17 protein-coding genes are annotated in these 19696 nt (G+C 73.3%); 6 read left to right on the top strand and 11 right to left on the bottom strand.

The features are described 5' to 3' along the window. Nucleotides 1–46: 46 nt before the first annotated feature. Nucleotides 47–1225: a glycosyltransferase family 4 protein gene (locus ACQXVK_RS12340; RefSeq protein ID WP_430853719.1), complete on the bottom strand. Its 1179-nt coding sequence runs from the start codon at nucleotides 1223–1225 to the stop codon at nucleotides 47–49. 29 nt (nucleotides 1226–1254) lie between these two features. Between ACQXVK_RS12340 and ACQXVK_RS12335 the strand changes: the two genes are divergently transcribed. Together ACQXVK_RS12335 and ACQXVK_RS12330 are read left to right on the top strand one after the other, a co-directional pair. Then, nucleotides 1255–2310: a lysylphosphatidylglycerol synthase transmembrane domain-containing protein gene (locus tag ACQXVK_RS12335; RefSeq protein WP_430853718.1), complete on the top strand. Its 1056-nt coding sequence runs from the start codon at nucleotides 1255–1257 to the stop codon at nucleotides 2308–2310. A 57-nt stretch (nucleotides 2311–2367) separates the two neighbouring features. Beyond that, nucleotides 2368–3510, top strand: coding sequence for a glycosyltransferase family 4 protein (locus ACQXVK_RS12330; RefSeq protein WP_022906188.1), 1143 nt, complete (start codon nucleotides 2368–2370; stop codon nucleotides 3508–3510). Between the two features lie 40 nt (nucleotides 3511–3550). On the opposite strand, the gene purE is transcribed toward ACQXVK_RS12330, so the two are convergent. The 4 genes from purE to ACQXVK_RS12310 all read right to left on the bottom strand — a co-directional run bounded on the left by purE (nucleotide 3551) and on the right by ACQXVK_RS12310 (nucleotide 8001). Then, a complete protein-coding gene (gene purE, locus ACQXVK_RS12325; protein ID WP_022906187.1) occupies nucleotides 3551–4063 on the bottom strand; it encodes a 5-(carboxyamino)imidazole ribonucleotide mutase in 513 nt (170 codons plus the stop codon). Nucleotides 4064–4072: 9 nt separating this feature from the next. Further along, nucleotides 4073–5185: a hypothetical protein gene (locus ACQXVK_RS12320; RefSeq protein WP_430853717.1), complete on the bottom strand. Its 1113-nt coding sequence runs from the start codon at nucleotides 5183–5185 to the stop codon at nucleotides 4073–4075. Nucleotides 5186–5281: 96 nt separating this feature from the next. Continuing rightward, nucleotides 5282–6646 carry a glycoside hydrolase family 6 protein gene (locus ACQXVK_RS12315; RefSeq protein WP_430853716.1) on the bottom strand — a complete coding sequence of 455 codons (1365 nt, stop codon included), beginning with the start codon at nucleotides 6644–6646 and terminating at the stop codon, nucleotides 5282–5284. A 218-nt stretch (nucleotides 6647–6864) separates the two neighbouring features. Next, nucleotides 6865–8001 carry a 5-(carboxyamino)imidazole ribonucleotide synthase gene (locus ACQXVK_RS12310; RefSeq protein WP_430853715.1) on the bottom strand — a complete coding sequence of 379 codons (1137 nt, stop codon included), beginning with the start codon at nucleotides 7999–8001 and terminating at the stop codon, nucleotides 6865–6867. Nucleotides 8002–8154: 153 nt separating this feature from the next. Here ACQXVK_RS12310 and ACQXVK_RS12305 point away from each other — a divergent pair, with 153 nt between their 5' ends. Both ACQXVK_RS12305 and ACQXVK_RS12300 read left to right on the top strand, forming a co-directional pair. After that, nucleotides 8155–8685, top strand: a complete 531-nt coding sequence (locus tag ACQXVK_RS12305; RefSeq protein ID WP_022907156.1) for a GtrA family protein — start codon at nucleotides 8155–8157, stop codon at nucleotides 8683–8685. 81 nt (nucleotides 8686–8766) lie between these two features. Further along, nucleotides 8767–10296, top strand: a complete 1530-nt coding sequence (locus ACQXVK_RS12300; protein WP_430853714.1) for a DUF2142 domain-containing protein — start codon at nucleotides 8767–8769, stop codon at nucleotides 10294–10296. Here the strand turns inward: ACQXVK_RS12300 and ACQXVK_RS12295 are convergent. From ACQXVK_RS12295 to ACQXVK_RS12280, 4 genes are all read right to left on the bottom strand, one after another. Beyond that, nucleotides 10277–12163, bottom strand: a complete 1887-nt coding sequence (locus ACQXVK_RS12295; protein WP_430853713.1) for a hypothetical protein — start codon at nucleotides 12161–12163, stop codon at nucleotides 10277–10279. The two genes, ACQXVK_RS12300 and ACQXVK_RS12295, sit on opposite strands and share 20 nt — an antisense overlap. Before the next feature lie 20 nt (nucleotides 12164–12183). After that, the gene (locus ACQXVK_RS12290; protein WP_430853712.1) at nucleotides 12184–13491 is read right to left on the bottom strand and encodes a UDP-glucose dehydrogenase family protein; all 1308 of its coding nucleotides are present in this window, start codon (nucleotides 13489–13491) and stop codon (nucleotides 12184–12186) included. Between the two features lie 63 nt (nucleotides 13492–13554). After that, entirely contained in the window at nucleotides 13555–14103 is a 549-nt protein-coding gene (locus tag ACQXVK_RS12285; RefSeq protein WP_070418457.1) for a PH domain-containing protein, read from the bottom strand. A 4-nt stretch (nucleotides 14104–14107) separates the two neighbouring features. After that, the gene (locus ACQXVK_RS12280; protein WP_430853711.1) at nucleotides 14108–14938 is read right to left on the bottom strand and encodes a biotin--[acetyl-CoA-carboxylase] ligase; all 831 of its coding nucleotides are present in this window, start codon (nucleotides 14936–14938) and stop codon (nucleotides 14108–14110) included. A gap of 73 nt (nucleotides 14939–15011) precedes the next feature. Between ACQXVK_RS12280 and ACQXVK_RS12275 the strand changes: the two genes are divergently transcribed. Together ACQXVK_RS12275 and ACQXVK_RS12270 are read left to right on the top strand one after the other, a co-directional pair. Continuing rightward, entirely contained in the window at nucleotides 15012–16607 is a 1596-nt protein-coding gene (locus ACQXVK_RS12275; protein WP_430853710.1) for an acyl-CoA carboxylase subunit beta, read from the top strand. A 13-nt stretch (nucleotides 16608–16620) separates the two neighbouring features. Then, nucleotides 16621–16887, top strand: coding sequence for an acyl-CoA carboxylase subunit epsilon (locus tag ACQXVK_RS12270; RefSeq protein ID WP_022908149.1), 267 nt, complete (start codon nucleotides 16621–16623; stop codon nucleotides 16885–16887). 424 nt (nucleotides 16888–17311) lie between these two features. Here ACQXVK_RS12270 and ACQXVK_RS12265 read toward each other — a convergent pair whose 3' ends face one another. Both ACQXVK_RS12265 and ACQXVK_RS12260 read right to left on the bottom strand, forming a co-directional pair. Next, nucleotides 17312–18361: a hypothetical protein gene (locus ACQXVK_RS12265; protein ID WP_430853708.1), complete on the bottom strand. Its 1050-nt coding sequence runs from the start codon at nucleotides 18359–18361 to the stop codon at nucleotides 17312–17314. Then, nucleotides 18358–19692, bottom strand: coding sequence for a sensor histidine kinase (locus ACQXVK_RS12260; protein WP_430853707.1), 1335 nt, complete (start codon nucleotides 19690–19692; stop codon nucleotides 18358–18360). The genes ACQXVK_RS12265 and ACQXVK_RS12260 overlap by 4 nt, the downstream gene beginning before the upstream one ends. Between the last annotated feature and the right edge of the window lie 4 nt (nucleotides 19693–19696).

Here is a 19696-nt window from a genome sequence, read left to right as displayed (position 1 = left end):
GGCGCGGTGCCAGCCCGCACCGCGCCTCCTGACCCGCAGGCACGCGTCAGCGGCGCGCGGCCGCCAGCAGTTCGCGGTACCGGTCGCCGACAGCGTCCACGGTGTGGGCTGCCGCGGTCTCGGCCGCGGCACGGCCGAGTCGCTCGGCGAGCTCGGGGTCGGCGAGCAGGCGGTCCACCGCCGCAGCGAGCGCCGCGGGGTCACCCGGCTCGACGAGCAGGCCGTTCACGCCGTCCTCGATGACGTCGACGATGCCGGGCACGGCCGACGCGACGATCGCGCACCCGGCGGACATCGCTTCGAGGAGCGCGACGGGCAGCCCGTCGCGGTCACCGTTCGCCGCGGGGACGGACGGGTAGAGCGCGATCTGTGCCCGGGCGTACTCGGATGCGAGATCCTCCTTGCCGCGGGCACCGAGGAACGTGACGGCGGATCCGGCACGGGCCTCGAGCTGGGGACGGAGCGGGCCGTCGCCGACGACCGCGACCTCGCTCGGCTGCTCGGCCGTCCGGTCGAGCGCGTCGAGCAGGACGATCGCGCCCTTCTTCTCGACGAGTCGGCCGACGAAGAGCACCCGGCCGGGCACGCGGGTCTCGCGGGCGACCGCACGGGTGATCGGCTCGAGGTCGACGCCCATGGGGACGACGTGCACCTGGTCGGCGCGGGCACCGAGCTTGCCGAGCTCCCGCGCCATGTCCGTGCTCATGCAGGTCACCGAGGCGGCGCTGCGGATCACGGAGCGCTTGACGGCCTGGAGGAGCGGGTTGCGCAGGGCGTACAGGTCGCCGCCCAGCGTGGTCACGACGCGCGGCAGGTCACCGAGCACGAGCTGGCCGACGGCGCCCTGCGGGATGATCCAGTGCAGCAGCGCGACGTCGGGCCGGGAGCGGCGGCGTTCGCGGCGGAGCGCGGCGGCCATCGCGACGAAGAAGAACGGGACCTGCACCCAGCGGGACCGCTTCGCCCGGAGGTTGTCGACGATCGCGCCGTCGGCGAGGTCGCGCCACCGGGACGGGAAGTACGCGTACCGACGCACCTCGACGTCACCGATGCGCTGCTCGGCGGCGGCGCCACGGGTCATCGGCGCGACGACGACCACGCGGTACTCGTCGGACAGGGCCGTCGCGAGGTCGAGCACGAAGCCGGGCGTCCCGTCGCCGGCCTCGGCCGGGAAGGTCGACGCGGCGACGAGGAGGGTCGGACGGAGATCCGGATCGGGTCGCATCCAGCGCGCTCCCTTAGAGTTGTCGGTCGATGGACGCACAACAGCCTACGGGTTCGGCCGCAGGGTCACCCGACCCGCTCGACACCTCCTCCGACGTCGCCACGGGCGCGGTGCCGACGACCGGTCGACGCGCTCGCGTGCTGACCGCGGTGAAGTGGGTGGCCGCCGTCGTGGCCGTCGCGTTCCTCGTCTGGAGCATCGCGAAGCAGTGGGACAAGATCGTCCACGACTTCGCCCGCCTCGACGCGACGACGGTCACCGTCGGCGTCGTCTTCACGATCGTCGCCCTGGTCGCGAACATGCTGTCCTGGCGCGCGATGATGGCCGCGAGCGGGTACCGGGTCCGGGTGGCCGCGGCGTCGTCGATCTTCTTCGTCGGGCAGCTCGGCAAGTACATCCCCGGTGGCGTGTGGTCGATCGCGGCCCAGGCCGAGCTCGGTCGGGCGCACGGCCTGCAGCGCACCGGCAGCGCGGTCGCCGCCCTCGCCTCGATGCTCGTCAGCATGGTCACGGCCGCGATCGTCGGGATCGTCGCCGTGCTGCTGTCGTCGTCGACCGGGTTCCAGACGTTCTGGTGGCTCATCCCGGTGATCGTCGTCGGCCTGGTGTGCCTCACCCCGCCCGTCCTCGGCCGGCTCATCGCCCTCGCGTTCCGGGTCCTGCGTCGCCCGCCGCAGGACACCACCCTGACCTGGTCCGGCACGGCGATGTCGCTCGTCTGGTCGCTCGTCATGTGGGTGGCCTACGGCGTGCAGGCAACCGTCGTGCTCCGGGCCTTCGGCGCCGACTCGCCGACCCTGTTCCCGGTGGCCGTCGGCGCGTACGCGGTCGCGTGGCTCGTCGGCTTCGTCGTGGTCATCGCACCCGCCGGCCTCGGCCCGCGCGAGGGCATCCTCGTGCTGCTGCTCGGGAGCGTGGCGGGCGGGTCCGCACCGTTCGCGCTGGCCGTCATCAGCCGGGTGTTCATGACCATCGGCGACGTCGTGCTCGCCGGTGTCGGGGCCGCGCTCGCCGCCCGGCACCGCCGACGCAGCGCCCTCGCCACACCCCGATCGAGCGCCCCGGTTCCTCCCCGCGCAGACTGATATGGTCGCTTTCCGACCGCGCAGTGCGCACCACAGCACCACGAGGAGGCGCACCCCATGACAACACTCCACGTCGTCGTGGACCAGATCGTCGCCCCCGTCCCCGGCGGCATCGGTCGGTACGCGGAAGAGCTCACGCGGCACCTCATCGAGAACGCCCCGGACGGCTGCGACGTCGCCGGCATCGTGTCCGCCGTCGGCAAGGACGAGCTCGCGCACATCCGGATGCTGCTCCCCGGACTCGGTGACCTCGACCGCCTGGCGCTCCCCCGTCGCGAGCTCTCCGTCGCCTGGCAGGGCGGTCTCGTCGGGAACGTCGGACGCGGCATGGTGCACTCGCCGAGCGTGCTCGCGCCGCTCGTCAAGCACGACCGCTTCAGCGACCCCGGCCGACAGACGGTCGTCACCGTGCACGACACCGTGCCGTGGACGCACCCCGAGACCCTCACGCCCCGCGGCGTCCACTTCCACCGCGCGATGGTGAAGCGCGCGTGGAAGCACGCCGACGCCGTCGTCGTCCCGACGCACGCGGTCGCGAGCGCCCTGAACGGCATCCACCGCTTCGACGAACGCCTCCGGGTGATCGGCGGCGCCCCGAGCGGGCGACTGCGGACCCCGGTCGACGCGGACCTCCGCGCCGAGCGGCTCGGCCTGCCGGAGCGCTACGTGCTCGCTGTCGGCACGCTCGAGCCCCGGAAGGGCCTGCGGTACCTCATCGAGGCGATGGCGCACCCGGACGCACCCGCGGACGTCCCGCTCGTGATCGCCGGGCCGGACGGCTGGGGCGACGTCGACGTGTACGGCACCGCGGAACGCGCGGGGCTGTCCCGCGAACGCGTGAAGGTGCTCGGCCGGATCGACGACCAAGACCTCGCCGTGGCGTACGACCGCGCGACGGTGTTCGTGTTCCCGAGCCTGGCCGAGGGCTTCGGGCTCCCCGTGATCGAGGCGATGAGCTTCGGGACGCCCGTCGTGCACTCGGACGACGACGCCGTGCGCGAGGTCGCGTCGGACGCCGGTGTCACGGTGGCCCGCGATCCCCGAGACTCCTACCCGGAACGGCTGGCGCAGGCCGTCTACCAGGTGGTCAACGACCCGCTGCTCGCCGGGCAGCTGGCCGTCGCGGGACCGGACCGTGCCCGCATGTACGACTGGAAGGACTCGGCTGCCGAGACCTGGCAGTTGCACGCCGACCTGTAGCGGGCCGCCCGGCCTGCAACGGGTCGCCCGTCGGCTCGGACTACAGCGAGTCGCGCAGGCGCTGGGCCTTCTCCTCGACGAGCTGCTCGAGCCCGTCGGCGTACTCGCCCAGACGCGCCGCGACGGCAGGGTCGGACGAGCCGATGATCCGCGCAGCGAGCAGCCCGGCGTTCGCCGCACCGTTGATCGCCATCGTCGCCACCGGGATGCCGGCGGGCATCTGCACGATCGACAGCAGCGAGTCGAGCCCGTCGAGGCGTGCCAGCTGCACCGGGACGCCGATCACCGGCAGGGTCGTCATCGAGGCGACCATCCCCGGCAGGTGCGCCGCGCCACCGGCCCCGGCGATGACGACGCGGATGCCGCGTGCGGCGGCGCCGCGGGCGAACCGGGTCATCTTGTCGGGCGTGCGGTGCGCCGACACGACATCGGCCTCGAACGGGATCCCCAGCTCGGTGAGCAGGTCCGCCGCGGCGCGCATCGTCGGCCAGTCGGAGTCCGACCCCATGATGATCGAGACGAGCGGCTGGACGGGGGCTGCGGTGTCGGTCACGCCACGAGCCTAGTCGAGCAGTGCGGACCGCCAGGTGTCGCCGTCGTGGCCGATCGTCCGCTCGTCACGCACCCAGCGGGCGGCCACGGGATCGGCGGCGCCAGCGGCGACGGCGCTCCGCAGGGCTGCGCGCCAGGCGTCGACGTCGTCGGGGACGGCGGCGACGCCGTGCCCGCGGGCGTCGCGGTAGGACGGGCGGTCGGACACGACGGCCGGGAGCCCGAGCGCGGTGTACTCGATCGCCTTGAGGTCGCTCTTCGCGCGGTTGAACTCCTCGTCACGCAGCGGTGCGACCCCGGCCCGCCACCGCTGCCGGTGGTCGACGAGCCACCGGGCGAACGCCGGGTAGTGCCCGTCCGGCACCTCGACGCGGCGGTACCAGTCGGGTTCGTCGGGGTCCTCGGTCACCCCGATGACCTCGAGCCGGATCGCGGTGCCGTCGGCGGCCGTCAGGTCGGTGAAGACGCCCTGGAGCAGTGCGAGGTCGGCGCCGTGCGTGAGCGTCCCCATGTAGAGCACCCGGTGCTCGTCGGCGGGGCGGTCGTCGTCGGCGACGGGCTCCCCCGGGGTCCAGAGCGTCGGGTCCAGGGCGTTCCGGACGACCACCACGCGGTGTGCGAGCGGCCGGACGAGCGCCGCGAGCTCCTCGGTGCTGACGACGACGAGGTCGGCGCCGCGGACGAGGGCGTCGATCGAGGCCAGTCGGTCCGGGTCGTACTCGGCCCGGGCCAGACGATCGCGGCCGGAGTCGGTGAAGAAGTCGTCGTCGACCTCGGCGGCGACCCGGATCCCCCGCGCCGCTGCGGCGGCCAGGAACGGCGCCACGTCCTCGCGGCGCAGGATGTCCCGCTGGACGAGGACGGCCCGGTAGTCGGTCGTGTCGGTGCCGTCGAGGAACGCGGCGGGGTCGACCTGACGGACCTCGGCGGCACCGGAGCGCGCGAGGTGCTCGGTGCGGCGGACGACCCGGACGTGCGCCGAGGCGGGGTGCGCGCCACCACCGCCGGCCACGACGTACCCGAGGACCGGCGGCCGCGTCGGTGCCGTCGGGGCGACCGGCTGTCCGCCGGTCAGGGTGCGACGGAGTCGGCGGACGGCACGACGGACGAGATCACGCGGCATGCGGCCATCCTCCCGCACGACGGCGGGCGTCGACGTACGCCGGGGGCACGTCCACGCACGGACGGACGGGCACGGACCGGCGCATGGTCGCGTTCCTCAGCGCACGGACAGGGTCACGCACCCCATCGACGTGTCGCCGCCACGGCCGATGCCGACCGCCGTGAGGCACACGCTGCGCTTCCCGCTCGACACCGGCACCGTCGTCCGGAACCCGTGGTTCCGGCCGACCCGGTGCACCCGGTCGACGTCGGGCCGCGACACGTTCGCCGTCGCCGTCCCGACGACCTTGCCGCCGACGGTCACCCGCACGGTGACGGGCTTCGTCAGGTCGTCGCGGTCGAACGTCCACCCCGACACCGTGACGCGGCGCTTGGACCCGGACGACACGGACTCCCGGTGCGCGGTCGGCGCGACGGCCGGGGCCGTCCGGGCGGGCGCGGCTGCGGCGACCGTCGTCCCGGTCCGCGCGTTCGCGACGAGCGCCTCGGCGAAGGGCGACCACCACGTCCCGGCCACCGGACCACCGTTGCACGTGCCGTCGCTCGCGCCCGGGGTCTTCACCCAGAGCAGTGCGTCGAGGGCCGAGCCGTCGGAGACGACCCGCGGCGACGTCCCGAGTCCGGAGCCCGGCCCGTTGCACCACGTGCCGCGCCAGCCCTGGCCGTTCCGTGACGTGTCGATGACGTAGTGGGACCCACCCGTGAGCGCCGAGACGCGCTCGGCGTACGCCTGCTCCTGCGCCGTCGGGTAGTAGTTCGCGACGTTCGTGAAGAAGCCCCGGGCGCGCCGCACGCCGGCGCTCTCGAGCCGTGACGCCATCACCGCCGGCGGGACCCAGTTCGAGTTCCCGGCGTCGAGGTAGGCGGGCACACCCGCGGCCGTGAACGCGGCGACCTCCCGCGCGAGGATGCGGTAGCGCTGGGCGTCGAGCGTGTCACTGCACGCGCTGTTGCTGAGCATCGCCAGGGAGTCCGGTTCGACGATCACGGCGGCCCGGTGCCCGGCGACACGTGCCACGATCTGGTCCACCCAGGCGTCGTACGTGGCCTCGTCGAAGCCACCGGCGGAGTACCCGCCGCAGTCGCGCTGCGGGATGGCGTAGGTGACGAAGACCGCGGTGGTGCCCGTCCGCTCGGCCCCCGCGATCGCCGCGTCGATGGTCTTCGTCAGCGTCGCGCCACGGGTCCAGTCGCCGAGCCAGATGGCGACGGGGTACCCGGCGATGGTCCGCGCCGCCGCCGCGCCGCGCGGGTCGCTCGTCGCCAGGGCAGCCGCCTGCTTCGCCGCCTCGCTCGTGTCGGAGCGGTACGGCCCCGCGGCGTACAGCGACGTCGCGCTCGCCGCGCGGATCGACGCGGCACTCGTGGCCGCGTCGGCGGCGGTGGGCGTCAGCGTCCCCGCGGCGAGCGCGACGAACGCGCCCACCGCTCCTGTGGTGGCGAACACACCGGCGCGGCGCATGACGGACTCCCTGCAGACTCGACGACCCCTGACGAGTCCATGGGAGCACGCGCCGGAGCGCGGGTACACACGCCAGATCGGGTGCCACCCGATGGGGTGTCCGCTCTTCTGCGGACCGTGCGTGCGGACGTCAGACCCGACCGGACGACCGACGGGAGGCGCGGTGCGGGCCCGCACCGTGCCTCCCGTCGGGCGTCGTCAGCGTCGGGACTGCAGCCTCAGTCGTCGAAGTGCGCCGCCGCGGCCCGTGCGCGGTAGGTGACGTCGTCGAGGTCGTCGCCGATGACGGTGACGTGGCCGACCTTGCGGCCGGGCCTCGGCGCCTTGCCGTAGAAGTGGTACTTCGCCTCGGGGAACGCCTCGAGCGCGCCCGGGTACCGTCCGGCGAGGTCGCCGTCGGCCGGCCCGCCGAGGACGTTCACCATCACCGCAGCAGGCGCGAAGGAACCGGTCGCGCCGAGGGGCAGGTCGAGCACGGCGCGCAGGTGCTGCTCGAACTGGCTGGTCGTGGCGCCGTCGATGGTCCAGTGGCCGGTGTTGTGCGGACGCATCGCGAGTTCGTTGATGAGGATGCGCTCGTCGTCGGTCTGGAACAGCTCGACCGCGAGGACGCCGGTCACCCCGAGCTCCGTCGCGATGCGGACGGCGATGTCCTCGGCCATGTCCGCGATGCGCCCCGCGCTGTCGGGGGCGGGGGCGAACACCTCGGCGCACACGCCGTCGCGCTGCACGGTCTCGACGAGCGGCCAGGCGACGACCTCGCCCGAGGGCCGCCGTGCGACGGACTGCGCGAGTTCGCGGGTGAAGGCCACGAGCTCCTCGACCAGGAGCGCCTGCCCGCCGCCGGCCTCGGCGACGGCGATGAACCAGTCGGCGACGTCGGCCGGGTCGGTGACCACGCGGACACCCTTGCCGTCGTACCCGCCACGTGCGGTCTTCACGACGGCGCGGCCGCCGTGGTCGTCGAGGAACGCCTGCAGCTCGTCGGGGTCGTGCACGGCGGCCCAGTCCGGTACCGGCAGTCCGAGCTCGGTGAGGCGCGTGCGCATGGTGATCTTGTCCTGCGCGACGGCGAGCGGCGCCGGACCGGGGTGCACCGCGACGCCGGCGTCGACGAGGGCAGCCAGGACGTCCTGGGGCACGTGCTCGTGGTCGAAGGTGACGACGTCGACGTCGCGCGCGAACGCGAGCACCGTCTCGACGTCGTGGTAGTCCCCCTCGGCGGTGGCCGCGATGGCGGCCGACATGCCCGGCCCCTCGGCCAGCACCCGGATGTCGAGCCCGAGCTCGACCGCCGCCGGCACCATCATCCGAGCCAGCTGTCCTCCACCGATGACCCCGACGCGCAACGCCATGCTGTGTGTTCCTTCCGTCGTTCACACCGTCCGGCGAGAACGCGCTGTCTAGAATCGATGTTCGGGTCGCCGTCGTGTGCGACCGCCTGGTCGGCCGTGCAGCGCACGACCAGGGACAACTCTACGGACCCGGGAGAGACCGTGCGGCGACTGGTGGCCCAACTGGCACGCTTCGGCGTCGTCGGTGCGGTGGGGTTCGTGGTCGACACGGGCATCTTCAACCTGTTGCGGGCGACCGTGCTCAGCCCGGACGAGGTCCACTCGGGACCGTTCTGGGCGAAGGTCGTCTCGACCGTCGTCGCCATCTTCGTCAACTGGATGGGGAACCGCTACTGGACCTTCCGCGAACAGCGGCGGGCGGTGGCGACGCGCGAGGGCGTCGAGTTCGTGATCGTCTCGCTCGGCGGCATGGTCATCTCGCTGGGCTGCCTGGGGATCTCCCACTACGTGCTCGGCCTGACCTCGGCCCTGGCGGACAACATCTCCGGCAACGTCATCGGACTCGTGCTCGGCACCGTGTTCCGCTTCTGGCTCTACAAGGTGTGGGTGTACCACCCCGAGCGCGGTCGCGCCCGGGCGGCACGAGCTGCCGAGACCGACGGGCCGACGAGCGCCGCGTCGACGAGCACCGCGTCGACGGTCTCCCAGTCGTCGGTCGCCGGTTCCGAGGTCGCCGGCCAGTAGGTCCCGCCCGGTGGGCACCGGGCCAGTAGGCTCGAGGCGCCGCCGACCGAGGTGGCGTCGCCGACCCCGGGAGTCCGCTCGATGCAGTCCGAACCGCACCCCGCCGTCCCGCGGCGCGAGCGGCTGTGGGTCGGCGTCACCACGGCGGTGTTCGGGCTCTGGCTCGTGCTCTGGGCCCTCGTCGTCCCGGCCTTCCAGGCACCGGACGAAGCGGCGCACCTCGACGCCGCGGTCCACGTCGCGACCGGGTCCGGGTGGCCGGCTCCCGGCACGATGCACGTCACGAACGCCGTCCGCGCCGCCCTGCAGGAGCAGGCCGACGGCGACTCCTCGGCGTGGTCGACCGTGAGCGGGCTGCTCGCGGCACACCCAGGTGACTCCACGACCGTCAACCAGATGTCGCAGCACCCGCCGACGGCCTACGTGGTCGACGCCGTCGTGCTCCGCGCGCTGCACTACGGCTCCCTGCGGTGGGACCACGCGCTCGTCGCGCTCCGACTCGTCGACGCCGTCCTCGTGACCCCGCTGGCGCTCCTCGCGTGGGCGTCGGTCCGCCGTGTCACGCGATCGCCGCGCGCCGCCCTGCTCGGTGCCCTCGCCCTGTTCGCCGTGCCGCAACTGGCCTCGATCGGGGCCTCGGTGACGAACGACGCCCCGACCCTCCTGCTCGGCGGCGTGGTGGTCTGGCTGGCGACCCGCCTGCTCACCGGGGACCTGACGCGCCGGACGCTCCTGACGACGGGCGTCGCGCTCGGCCTGCTCGTCTGGACCAAGGGGACGGGGCTCCCCGCGGTGCCGTTCGTCGCCGTCGTGATGCTCGCCGCCGGAGCCGGCGTCCTCACGTTCCCTCGCCGGCTGCTGCGCACCGTGGCGGTCCTCGGGGTGTCCGCGGCGATCGGGGCGTGGTGGTGGCTGCGCAACCTCGTGCGCTTCCACACCCTGCAGCCGGACGGGTACACCGCGCTCCGCCCGGACCGGCCGTTCCCGGACGGTCAGGGTCCCTCGGTGTGGCACTTCCTCGACGTCAGCTGGGGCACCCTCACACGGACCTTCTGGGGGTCGCCGGGGCAGCGAGCGCAGGTCAGCATCGGCGACCTCCTCACCGCGGTCCTGACGCTGGTGGTGCTCGTCGTCCTGGTCGGGTGGGCGTTCCGTCGCGGCCGAACCCGCCGTGCGGCGTGGTGCCTGGCGGTCTTCCCCGCCCTCCTGCTGCTCGTGCAGACCGCGAGCAGTGCCCGGGCCTACCTCGACACGACCCAGGTCGCGGGGACGCAGGGCCGCTACCTGTTCCCGGCCCTGCTGTGCCTCGTCGTGCTCAGCGCCGTGGCGTGGCGGCGCCTCCCCCTCCCTGGGCGGGGCCGAGCAGCGCTCCCCCTGGTGCTGTCCGTGGCCTTCCCGGCGATCGGGACCTGGGGGATCGCGGTCGCCGCCGGGTGGTTCTGGAACACCGCGAGCGGGCCGATCTCGGCCGCCAGTGTCGACCGCTACGAGGTCTCCGGTCCGGTGCCGTTCGCCCTCGTCGCCGTCGTGGGGGTGCTCGTCGTCGTCGGGTGGGCCACGGTGGTCGTGCGGCTCTGGGCGCCGAGCGGCGTCAGTTCCCGGACACCTTGACGACGTCGACGAGGCACGGCTGGACCGGCGCCGACTTGATGTCCTGGCAGGTCTGGTCGACGGTGAAGCTCTCCTCGAGGGTGCCGATCGCCGAGTAGTCCCGGTCCTTCGGGATGAGCGCGTTCGAGTAGTTCAGGAAGTACTGCACCCCGGACCGCTTGAGCAGGTCGACGAAGGCCGGGTCCTCGTAGTCGTACTGCTGCCCGTTCTCGCCGTACATCTGGGTGCCGGTCCGGAAGGCGACGAGCACGGTGTCGCGGGTGTTCGTCCCGAGGATCCGGCTGCCGGCGGGGAGCGTGTGGTTCGCGACGAGCAGGTCCGGGAGCGGCTCGTCCGGCGTGACGACGCCGCCGAGCACCTGTCCGGCGGGGATGCCGGACGGCTTCGTGGTCATGACCGAGAACGGCGCACGCACCCCGTTGACGTTCTGGCTGTACGCCGCGACGACGAGCACGGCGCACGCGACGACCGTCGCGACCTTCCGGACCCGGCGACCCCGCCTGGCCGCGCGCCAGATCGTCGGCAGCAGGGCGGCGGCGATCAGCACGGACCCGGTGAACAGCGGCAGGTAGTAGCGGGCGTTCCCGCCCTGGGTGTCCACCGTCGCGATCCCGGCGTACCCGAGCAGGTACACGCCGGAGAAGATGCCGACGATGCTCGCGAACACGAACCGCCGGTAGTGCACCACCCCGGCGACGACCGCGCCGACGAACACCACGCCGATGGCGAGCGCGAACGGCGCGAACGAGCCGATGCGGAGGAAGTAGAACGGCAGCGCCTCGAGTCGCTGCTCGACGTAGTACCGCACCTTGCCGACGAGCGTGGTGGTCTGGCTCCGGGACGACTCCGTCGCCGACCCCGCGACGGACTCCGCCGGCACGGTCCGCTCGGCGGTGAGGAGCCCGGCGTCGTAGATCGACGGCGTCCGGTCCTCGTTCGGCGAGACGGCCCGCGCGTTCGGTGGCGTGGGGATCCGGTACTCGTCGGCGTCCTTGCCGGACGAGTCGCTGAACTTGCCGGACACGTTCACGGTCAGCGACGAACCGACCTCGACCCCGCCGAACTTCACGGACAGGGCGACGACCCACGGTGCGGACACGAGGACCACCGCGACGAGGGCGACGACGGGCAGCAGGACGGAACGGCGTTCCCGAGCCTCGGGACGGTCCTGGAACCAGCGGACGACGGCCCACACCGGCACCACGACGAGGAAGACGGGGACGAGGAACGCCTTCGTGCAGTACCCCAGCGCGCACACCGCCCCGAGCAGCACCCCGGTGAGGACGATCCGCCGGATCGACCCGTGCCAGGCGCGGTCCGCCGCGAGCAGTGCCCAGAGGAACCCGAGGCACCAGACGAGCACGAGGGTGTCCGGGGTCTGCAGGCTGACGTTCGCCATCATGAGCGGCGTGGTCGCGGCGATCGACCACCCCGCCGTCCAGCCGTTGCCCGTCGTCCGGAGCAGCAGCCACGCCCCCATCGCCAGCACGGCGACGCTGGACAGCGTGTTCACGACGGCGAAGGCGGTGGTCTGCCCGACGCCGATCGCGATGAGCGGCGCCATCAGCCAGGACACCATCGGCGACCAGTACCCGTTCACGGCGTCCGCCCAGTGCCACTCGGCGTACTGCTTGGCGATCGACATGTACGAGATGCCGTCGATGTTCGTCACCTCGAGCCGCGTCCGGTACGCGACGAACGCCACGAGCAGCGCGGCGACGGCGAGGAGCGCGCCGTTCGCGAGGAGCGACGCCCGCGAGGGACGACGCCCCTCGTGGAACGCCCCGAAGCGTCGTCGGTGCGGAGCGGCGGGACCCGAGGGGACCGCGGCGGGACGGTCGTCGGTCAGCGCGTCGTCGATCGTCATCCCCCGCCCCCGCGCGGTGGTCAGCGGCCCATGCCGCGGTAGGTGAAGCCGGCTGCCGTCCAGGCGTCGCGGTCGAGGCAGTTGCGGCCGTCGACCACGATCGGGTCCGCCACGAGCGCGGCAACCGCGGCCGCGTCGAGCTCGCGGAACTCGGTCCACTCGGTCAGGACCAGCACGAGGTCCGCGTCCCGCAGCGCGTCGGTGGCGCGCTCGGCGTACTCCAGCTCCGGACGCACCCGGCGCGCCGTGACCACGGCCTCCGGGTCGTACGCGGCCACCGTCGCCCCGAGGGCCTGCAGCCGTCCGGCGATGTCGAGCGCCGGTGAGTCACGGACGTCGTCGGAGTTCGGCTTGAACGCCAACCCGAGCACCGCGACGCGCTTGCCGGTGACGTCCCCGCCGAGCAGCTCCTGCGCGAGCTCGACCACGTGCGCACGACGACGCAGGTTCGTCGCGTCGACGTCGGCCAGGAACGCCAGCGACTCCCCGACCCCGAGCTCGTCCGCCCGCGCCTGGAACGCCCGGATGTCCTTCGGCAGGCAACCGCCACCGAACCCGAGGCCGGCGTTGAGGAACTTCCGGCCGATGCGGGCGTCGTGCCCGATCGCGTCGGCGAGGGCCGTGACGTCGGCCCCGGCGACCTCGGCGATCTCCGCCATCGAGTTGATGAACGAGATCTTGGTCGCGAGGAACGCGTTCGCGCTGATCTTCACCAGCTCGGCCGTGGGCAGGTTGACCACGAGCCGCGGCGTGCCGGCGGCCAGGGCCTCGGCGTAGACCTCGTCGAGGACGTCGACGGCGGCCTGTCCGGCGGCACCGTCCGGCACGCCGTAGACGAAGCGGTCCGGGCTGATCGTGTCCTGCACCGCGAAGCCCTCGCGGAGGAACTCCGGGTTCCACACCAGCGTCGCACCGGGGACCGCTTCGGACACCTCGGCGGCCAGGCGCGCCGCGGTGCCCACCGGGACCGTGGACTTGCCGACGACGAACTCGCCCGCGGACAGGTGCGGCGTCAGCGCCGCGACCGCGGCGTCGACGTACGTCAGGTCCGCGGCACCGGTCGGCCCCTGCGGGGTGCCGACGGCGAGGAAGTGCACGCGCGCACCGGCGACCTCGGCCATGTCGGTCGTGAAGCGGATGCGACCGGACGCGAGCGCCTCGCGCAGGATCTCCGGCAGACCGGGCTCGAAGAACGGGGCCTCGCCCGCGGCGAGCCGTTCGATCTTGGACGGGTCGACGTCCACCGCGACGACGTCGTGCCCGAGCTTGGCCATGGAGGCGGCGTGCACGGCACCGAGGTAACCGCAGCCGATGACAGAGATACGCACGTCGAAGACGGTACCGGAGTCTCGGTGGACTTCGGGTGCACAGCGCCCGTCGCCGGGGAACCGTCAGGGGCGGACGTCGCCCCAACGGGGGCGGTCGGCGCCGCCGACGATCTCGTCCCAGTCGGGTTCGCGGTGCCGGCGCCGTGCCTCGTGCGCCTCGACGAGGTCGTGCAGGACCGCGACGACGAGGTCCGCGTGCGGGACGTCACCGAGCACCAGGGCCGGTTCGTCCCCGGGGAACACGAGGACGTCCCCGGACCGGAACACCCCCTGCAGGCCGCGGCGCCGCACCGTCACGTCGTAGCCCCGCGAGTGCAGGAGCTCCCGTCGGGTACGCGTCCCGAGGCCGTGCACGACGACCAGACGCCGGGTGGTCACGACGTAGCGCTCGGACATCCAGCGGAAGAGCGGCATCGCCCCGCCGAGGAACACCAGGAGTACGACGAGGCCGGCCACCACCGCGTTCAGCCACGCGAGCTGGGCACGGAACACACCGAAGCCGAACCCGCCGGCGAGCATGACGAGCACCACGAAGACCGCCGGTCGCACCAGCCGGCGCGCGTGCGGCCGCAGCCGCGCGACCACGCGTTCGGGCGGCGGCTCGTCGGTCATGCCGTCATGCATACCGCAGGTGGGTGACGTCCCCCACGGCGACGTCCCTGGAGACGCCCGCTCGATCCCGGATCGTGATCCGACCCTCGTCGTCGATCCCGGTCGCGTCGCCCTCGGAGGTCGTGCCGTCCGGCAGCTCGAGGCGGACGCGCTGCCCGATCGTGCCGCAGGCCGACCGGACGTGGGACCGGACCCGTTCCGCGTCGTCACCGCCCGCGACCAGGGCGACCACGGCCTCCTGGACCGCGCGGAGGAACGCGGCCAGCACGCGGTCGGCGAGCTCCGGTGCGGAGCCTGGCGCCCCCTGGAGCGCGAGTGAGGTCGCGGTCGGGGTCGGCAGCCGGTCGGCGGGGATGGTGAGGTTCACCCCGGCGCCGACGACGACGCTGCCGTCGTCCGCGACCTGGCAGAGGATGCCGCAGACCTTGCGGCCGTCGACCTGGACGTCGTTCGGCCACTTCACCGCGACACGGGGTGCGGGCCCGGAGGCGCGGCCCGGCTCGGTGGGGACGCCCAGCTCCGCGGCGATCGCGTCGCGCATCGCGGCCCCGGCGACCAGCGGCAACCACCCGCGGTCACGGTCGTCGAGGTCGGCGCGGACGAGCAGGCTCGCCGCGAGCGTCTCGCCGGCCGGGGCCGTCCAGCTCCGGTCGAGCCGGCCGCGTCCGGCCGTCTGGTCGAGCGTCGCCACCACGCTGCCGTGCGGCTCGGTCGACGCGACGGCGAGCAGGTCGGCGTTCGTGGACCCGGTCGTCGCGGGCTCGGTGAGGACGGCGCCGGCGGCCTCGACGACGGCTCGGGTCAGCGGGAACGTCGACGGCACGGGTGTGGACATGCAGCAAATCTACGGGCAGGAACCGTGGGGGACCTCCAACCGGCCCCGCCGTCACCGCCGGTAGGGTGAGCGGGTGACTTCAGGAGACACCCCCGATCTCTCGACGACGGCCGGACGGCTCGCCGACCTCCGCGAGCGGTACCACGAAGCCGTGACCGCCGCGGGCGAGGCCGCCATCGCCAAGCAGCACGCCAAGGGCAAGGGCACCGCGCGCGAACGCATCGAGCAGCTGCTGGACGAGAACTCGTTCGTCGAGTTCGACGAGTTCGTCCGGCACCGCACCCACGCCTTCGGCATGGAGTCCAAGCGCCCCTACGGTGACGCGGTCGTCACCGGCGTCGGGACGATCCACGGCCGGAACGTCGCCGTCTACGCGCAGGACTTCACCGTCTTCGGCGGCTCGCTCGGCGAGGTCGCCGGCGAGAAGATCGTCAAGGTGATGGAGCACGCGCTGAAGACCGGCGTGCCGATCATCGGCATCCTCGACTCGGGCGGCGCCCGCATCCAGGAGGGCGTGGTCGCGCTCGGCAAGTACGGCGAGATCTTCCGCCTCAACACGCAGGCGTCCGGGGTCATCCCGCAGATCTCGATCGTGATGGGCCCGGCGGCCGGCGGCGCGGTCTACTCCCCCGCCCTCACCGACTTCGTGATCATGGTCGACAAGACCAGCCACATGTTTGTCACCGGCCCGGACGTCATCAAGACGGTCACCGGCGAGGACGTCGGCTTCGAGGAGCTCGGCGGCGCGCAGACACACAACGCCGTCTCCGGCGTCGCGCACTACCTCGCCGAGGACGAGACCGACGCGCTCGACTACGCCCGGTCGCTCATCGGCTTCCTGCCGGACAACAACCTGTCCGACGCGCCGGCGTACGACGTGGCCCCGGAGCTCGAGACCACGGACGCCGACCGCGAGCTCGACGTCGTCATCCCGGACTCGACGAACCAGCCCTACGACGTCACCACGATCATCGAGCACGTCGTCGACGACGGTGAGTTCCTCGAGGTGCAGCCGCTCTTCGCGCCGAACATCCTGATCGGCTTCGGTCGGGTCGAGGGCCGCACGGTCGGCATCATCGCGAACCAGCCGCAGGCCATGGCCGGCACGCTGAACATCGACGCCGGCGAGAAGGCCGCGCGCTTCGTCCGGTTCTGCGACGCCTTCGGCATCCCGATCCTCACCCTCGTCGACGTGCCCGGCTACCTGCCCGGCACCGACCAGGAGTGGACCGGCGTCATCCGCCGTGGCGCGAAGCTCCTGTACGCCTACGCCGAGGCCACCGTGCCGCTCGTCACCGTGATCACCCGCAAGGCCTACGGCGGCGCGTACATCGTCATGGGCTCGAAGCAGCTCGGCGCCGACATCAACCTCGCGTGGCCGACCGCCGAGATCGCCGTCATGGGCGGTCAGGGCGCCGTCAACATCCTGTACCGCGCCGAGATCAAGCGTGCCGAGGAGTCCGGCGAGGACGTCGCCGCCGTCCGCGCGAAGCTGGCGAACGAGTACACGTACAACGTGGCCTCCCCGTACCTCGCGGCCGAGCGCGGCGAGCTCGACGGGATCATCCAGCCGCACGCGACGCGCGTCTCGGTCATCAAGGCGCTGCGGGCCCTCCGCGGGAAGCGTGCGACGCTGCCGCCCAAGAAGCACGGGAACATCCCGCTGTGACGGGCGCACGCTGATGGGCCGCCACGCCGCTGCCGTCCCCGCCGTCCCCGCCGAGCGTGCGGCCTCCGCCGCCGCCGACGTGCGCGTCGTGTCCGGCGAGCCCACGCCCGAGGAACTCGCCGCCGTCATCGCCGTCCTGCAGCGGCAGGCCGACGAGGCCGCCTCGCTCGGCCGACCCGAGGTCACCGTGTCGCCGCGGTCCGGGTGGGACGCGTCCGCTCGGGGGCTCCGTCGACCGCTCGAGCACGGGGCCGGCGCCTGGAGCCGTTCGCTCCGCTAGGACGCCCCGGGGCTTGCGCGCACCGCTCGGTGCGAGCGAGCATGTACCCCTGGGTCCCGACGCACTCCGTGCCCCTCGTGGGCGGAGTTCCCGGTCCGTCTCCCCTCAGACGGGGGACAGCTCGGTGCGATGCGGTCGGAAATGGGCGATTTTGTCCCCCATAATGACGACTGACAGAGCGTTCAGCGGCAGGCATAGTAGTCAGTGTTCGGTGTCCTTCAACGAAGAACATCGCAGGTCGGTGGCCGACTAGGGTACGACGCCACCACCAGCTACGAGTCAGGGCGATATTCGGGTTGTCGCTCAGACTCGGGTCGTGAACGGGCCGGTCGGTTTCCGACCGGCCCGTTCCCCGTTTCCGGGCAGGTCGAGACGCGTCCGCCGCCGGCGATCCCGGCGCGACGAGGTCGTCCGCCGACTCGGGTCAGACGACCTCGTGCCGCGGGATCTCCAGCCACACCACGACCGAGTCGTCCTCGTCGCCGTCCTCGTCGTCCATGCCCGCGCCGAGGGCCGCCGACTCGCTCGCAGCGAGGTCGAGCCGCAGCCCCACGACGGTCACGGCGGACGCCGAGCCCTCGGGGACCGTCCGGATGATCACGTTGTCGGCCTCACGGGCCTGCCGCAGCGCATCGGCGATCCGAGCGTGCACGCGGCGCAGGTCGGGCATCTCGAGGTCGTCGAGCCCACCGTCGTCGTGCAGCTGGACGGTGGCGCCGCGACGACGGAGCCGCATCACCTCGTCGCGGACGTCGTCCGACAGCAGCGACCGACCGCGGATCTCGTCGCGGATGGCCTGCTCGAGGTGCAGGCACTCGGCACGCTCGGCGTCGTCCAGGTCACCGCCGGTCTCGATGATCCGCTGCAGCATCGGCAGCGCCATCCGCGTCGTCTGGCTCAGGCGGAACTGGCGCTCGAAGACGTGGGCATCCTGCGCCGCCTGCCAGTCCGCCGTCTCCTGCTCGGCGCGGACGAAGTCACGGGTGACGCGCGTGGCCCGACTCGTCGCCGCGGCGAGACCGGTGGCGATCGCGACCCACGACACGCTGCCGAGCACCCCGAGCGATCCGAGTGCCCCGAGCCCGGCCCAGGCGACGGCGTGCACCGCGAGGAAGCCGACCCCGACCCAGGCGAACGGTCCGCGACCGCGCACCACGAGGACGACCATGAGCGTGCCGACGGCGGCGATCCACCACGTGCCGTTCCCGGGCCCCGCTGCCAGGTCGACGGTCGGCGACGCGACGATCGGCAGCACGACGGCGGTCGCGAGCGCGAAGCACGCGGCCCAGACCGGCAGCGAACGCCCGTGCACGAACACCGCGACCCCGGTCGCGGCCGCGTAGAGCACCATGCACGCGAGGACCGGGCCGATCTCGGCCGCCCCCGGGAGCGTCGTGGCGGCGAGGACCAGGTGGTACACCGAGAAGAGCGTGGCGAGCCCGATCGCGACGCCGGCGGGCAGTGAGGCCTTCACCGCGGCTCCCCCGTCGTCGGGCGCCAGTCGAGGAGTACCCGCGTGCCCGCTCCGGGCGCGGTGACGATCTCGGCGGTGCCACCGACCGCGACGACGCGTTCCAGGATCGAGCGGCGGACGCCGAGTCGTTCGGCGGGGATCGTCGCGGTGTCGAAGCCCGTCCCGCGGTCACCGACCTCGACGTGCACGCCGGCACCGCGCTGCTCGACGACGATCCAGCGTTCGACGTCGGCCGGGCCGGCGTGCTGCACGCTGTTCACCGCGGCCTGGACGGCCGCGGAGGCCACGGCGTCCGCCACGATCGCGGGGACACGGGCCGTCCCGAGGTGCCCGCGGTCGACGCGCACCGGCGCCGCGAGGGCCCCGACGGCGTCGGCGATCCGCTCCCGCAGGTCGACGAGCGGGACCGGCGGTGCGTCCCCCGGACCGTCCGACGCGGCCGCCTCGAGGTGGTCGATCGCGTTCCGGGCCATGCGCGCGGCGAGCACCCGGGCGTCACGGGTGTCCGCGCGCGCGGCGGAGAGCAGTGTCGTCAGGACGCTGTCGTGGACGATCGCGTCGACCTGGACCCGTTCGACCTCGGTCGCGTGCTCGCGGATGGCGTGCGAGTACCGACGGACCGCCGTCGCCTGGGCAGCGTCGACCGCCGCAGCCGCACGGCGCAGCACGATCACGATGATGAGGGCGGCACCGCTGAGGATCGCCGTGTAGAAGCCGTTGAGGACCGCGCCGGCGCCCGCGTCGCCGCCGGCCGGGGTGAACCGGATCACCACGTAGACGGCCGGGACGAGTGCGGTGTAGACCGACGCCCGCCACGGCGCGAACCCCATGGCGGCGGCCGTCGACCCGACGGTGCAGAGCCACCACGGCCACGGTGCCTGGTCGGACGGGATCGGCTCGCGGGCCGTCAGCGGCCAGGTGACGAGCACGACGAGGAACACGAGGGCGCAGACGATCTGCGCGATCTGGGCCAGGCGCCGCACGAACACCGACGCCCCCACGAACAGGAACGACGCGGCGAGCGCGCAGGCGGCCACCGGCCCCCACACCGGGTCGAGGTACGGCAGCTGGGACAGCACCGCGGGCACCGTCGTGGCACCGAAGCCGAGCGCGGCCACGGCGATGAGGATCGCGAAGGCACGCTCGACCGACGCCTGGGTGATGGACGCGCGGACACTCCGTGCGGGATCGGCGCCGAACGGCGCGGGCTCGATCGCCCCGACGGCCGTCCTGGCGGCCCCGGCCCCTGCGGCGGGCGCGGCTCCGGCACCGGCCGTCGTGCCGGGACCGGCCCCGGCGCCGTTGCCGGGTGCAGCGTCCGCCGCCGTCATGCTG

Source organism: Curtobacterium sp. AB451, from assembly GCF_050585845.1.
GTDB lineage: Bacteria > Actinomycetota > Actinomycetes > Actinomycetales > Microbacteriaceae > Curtobacterium.
This window is presented reverse-complemented; position numbering and strand designations above follow the sequence as displayed.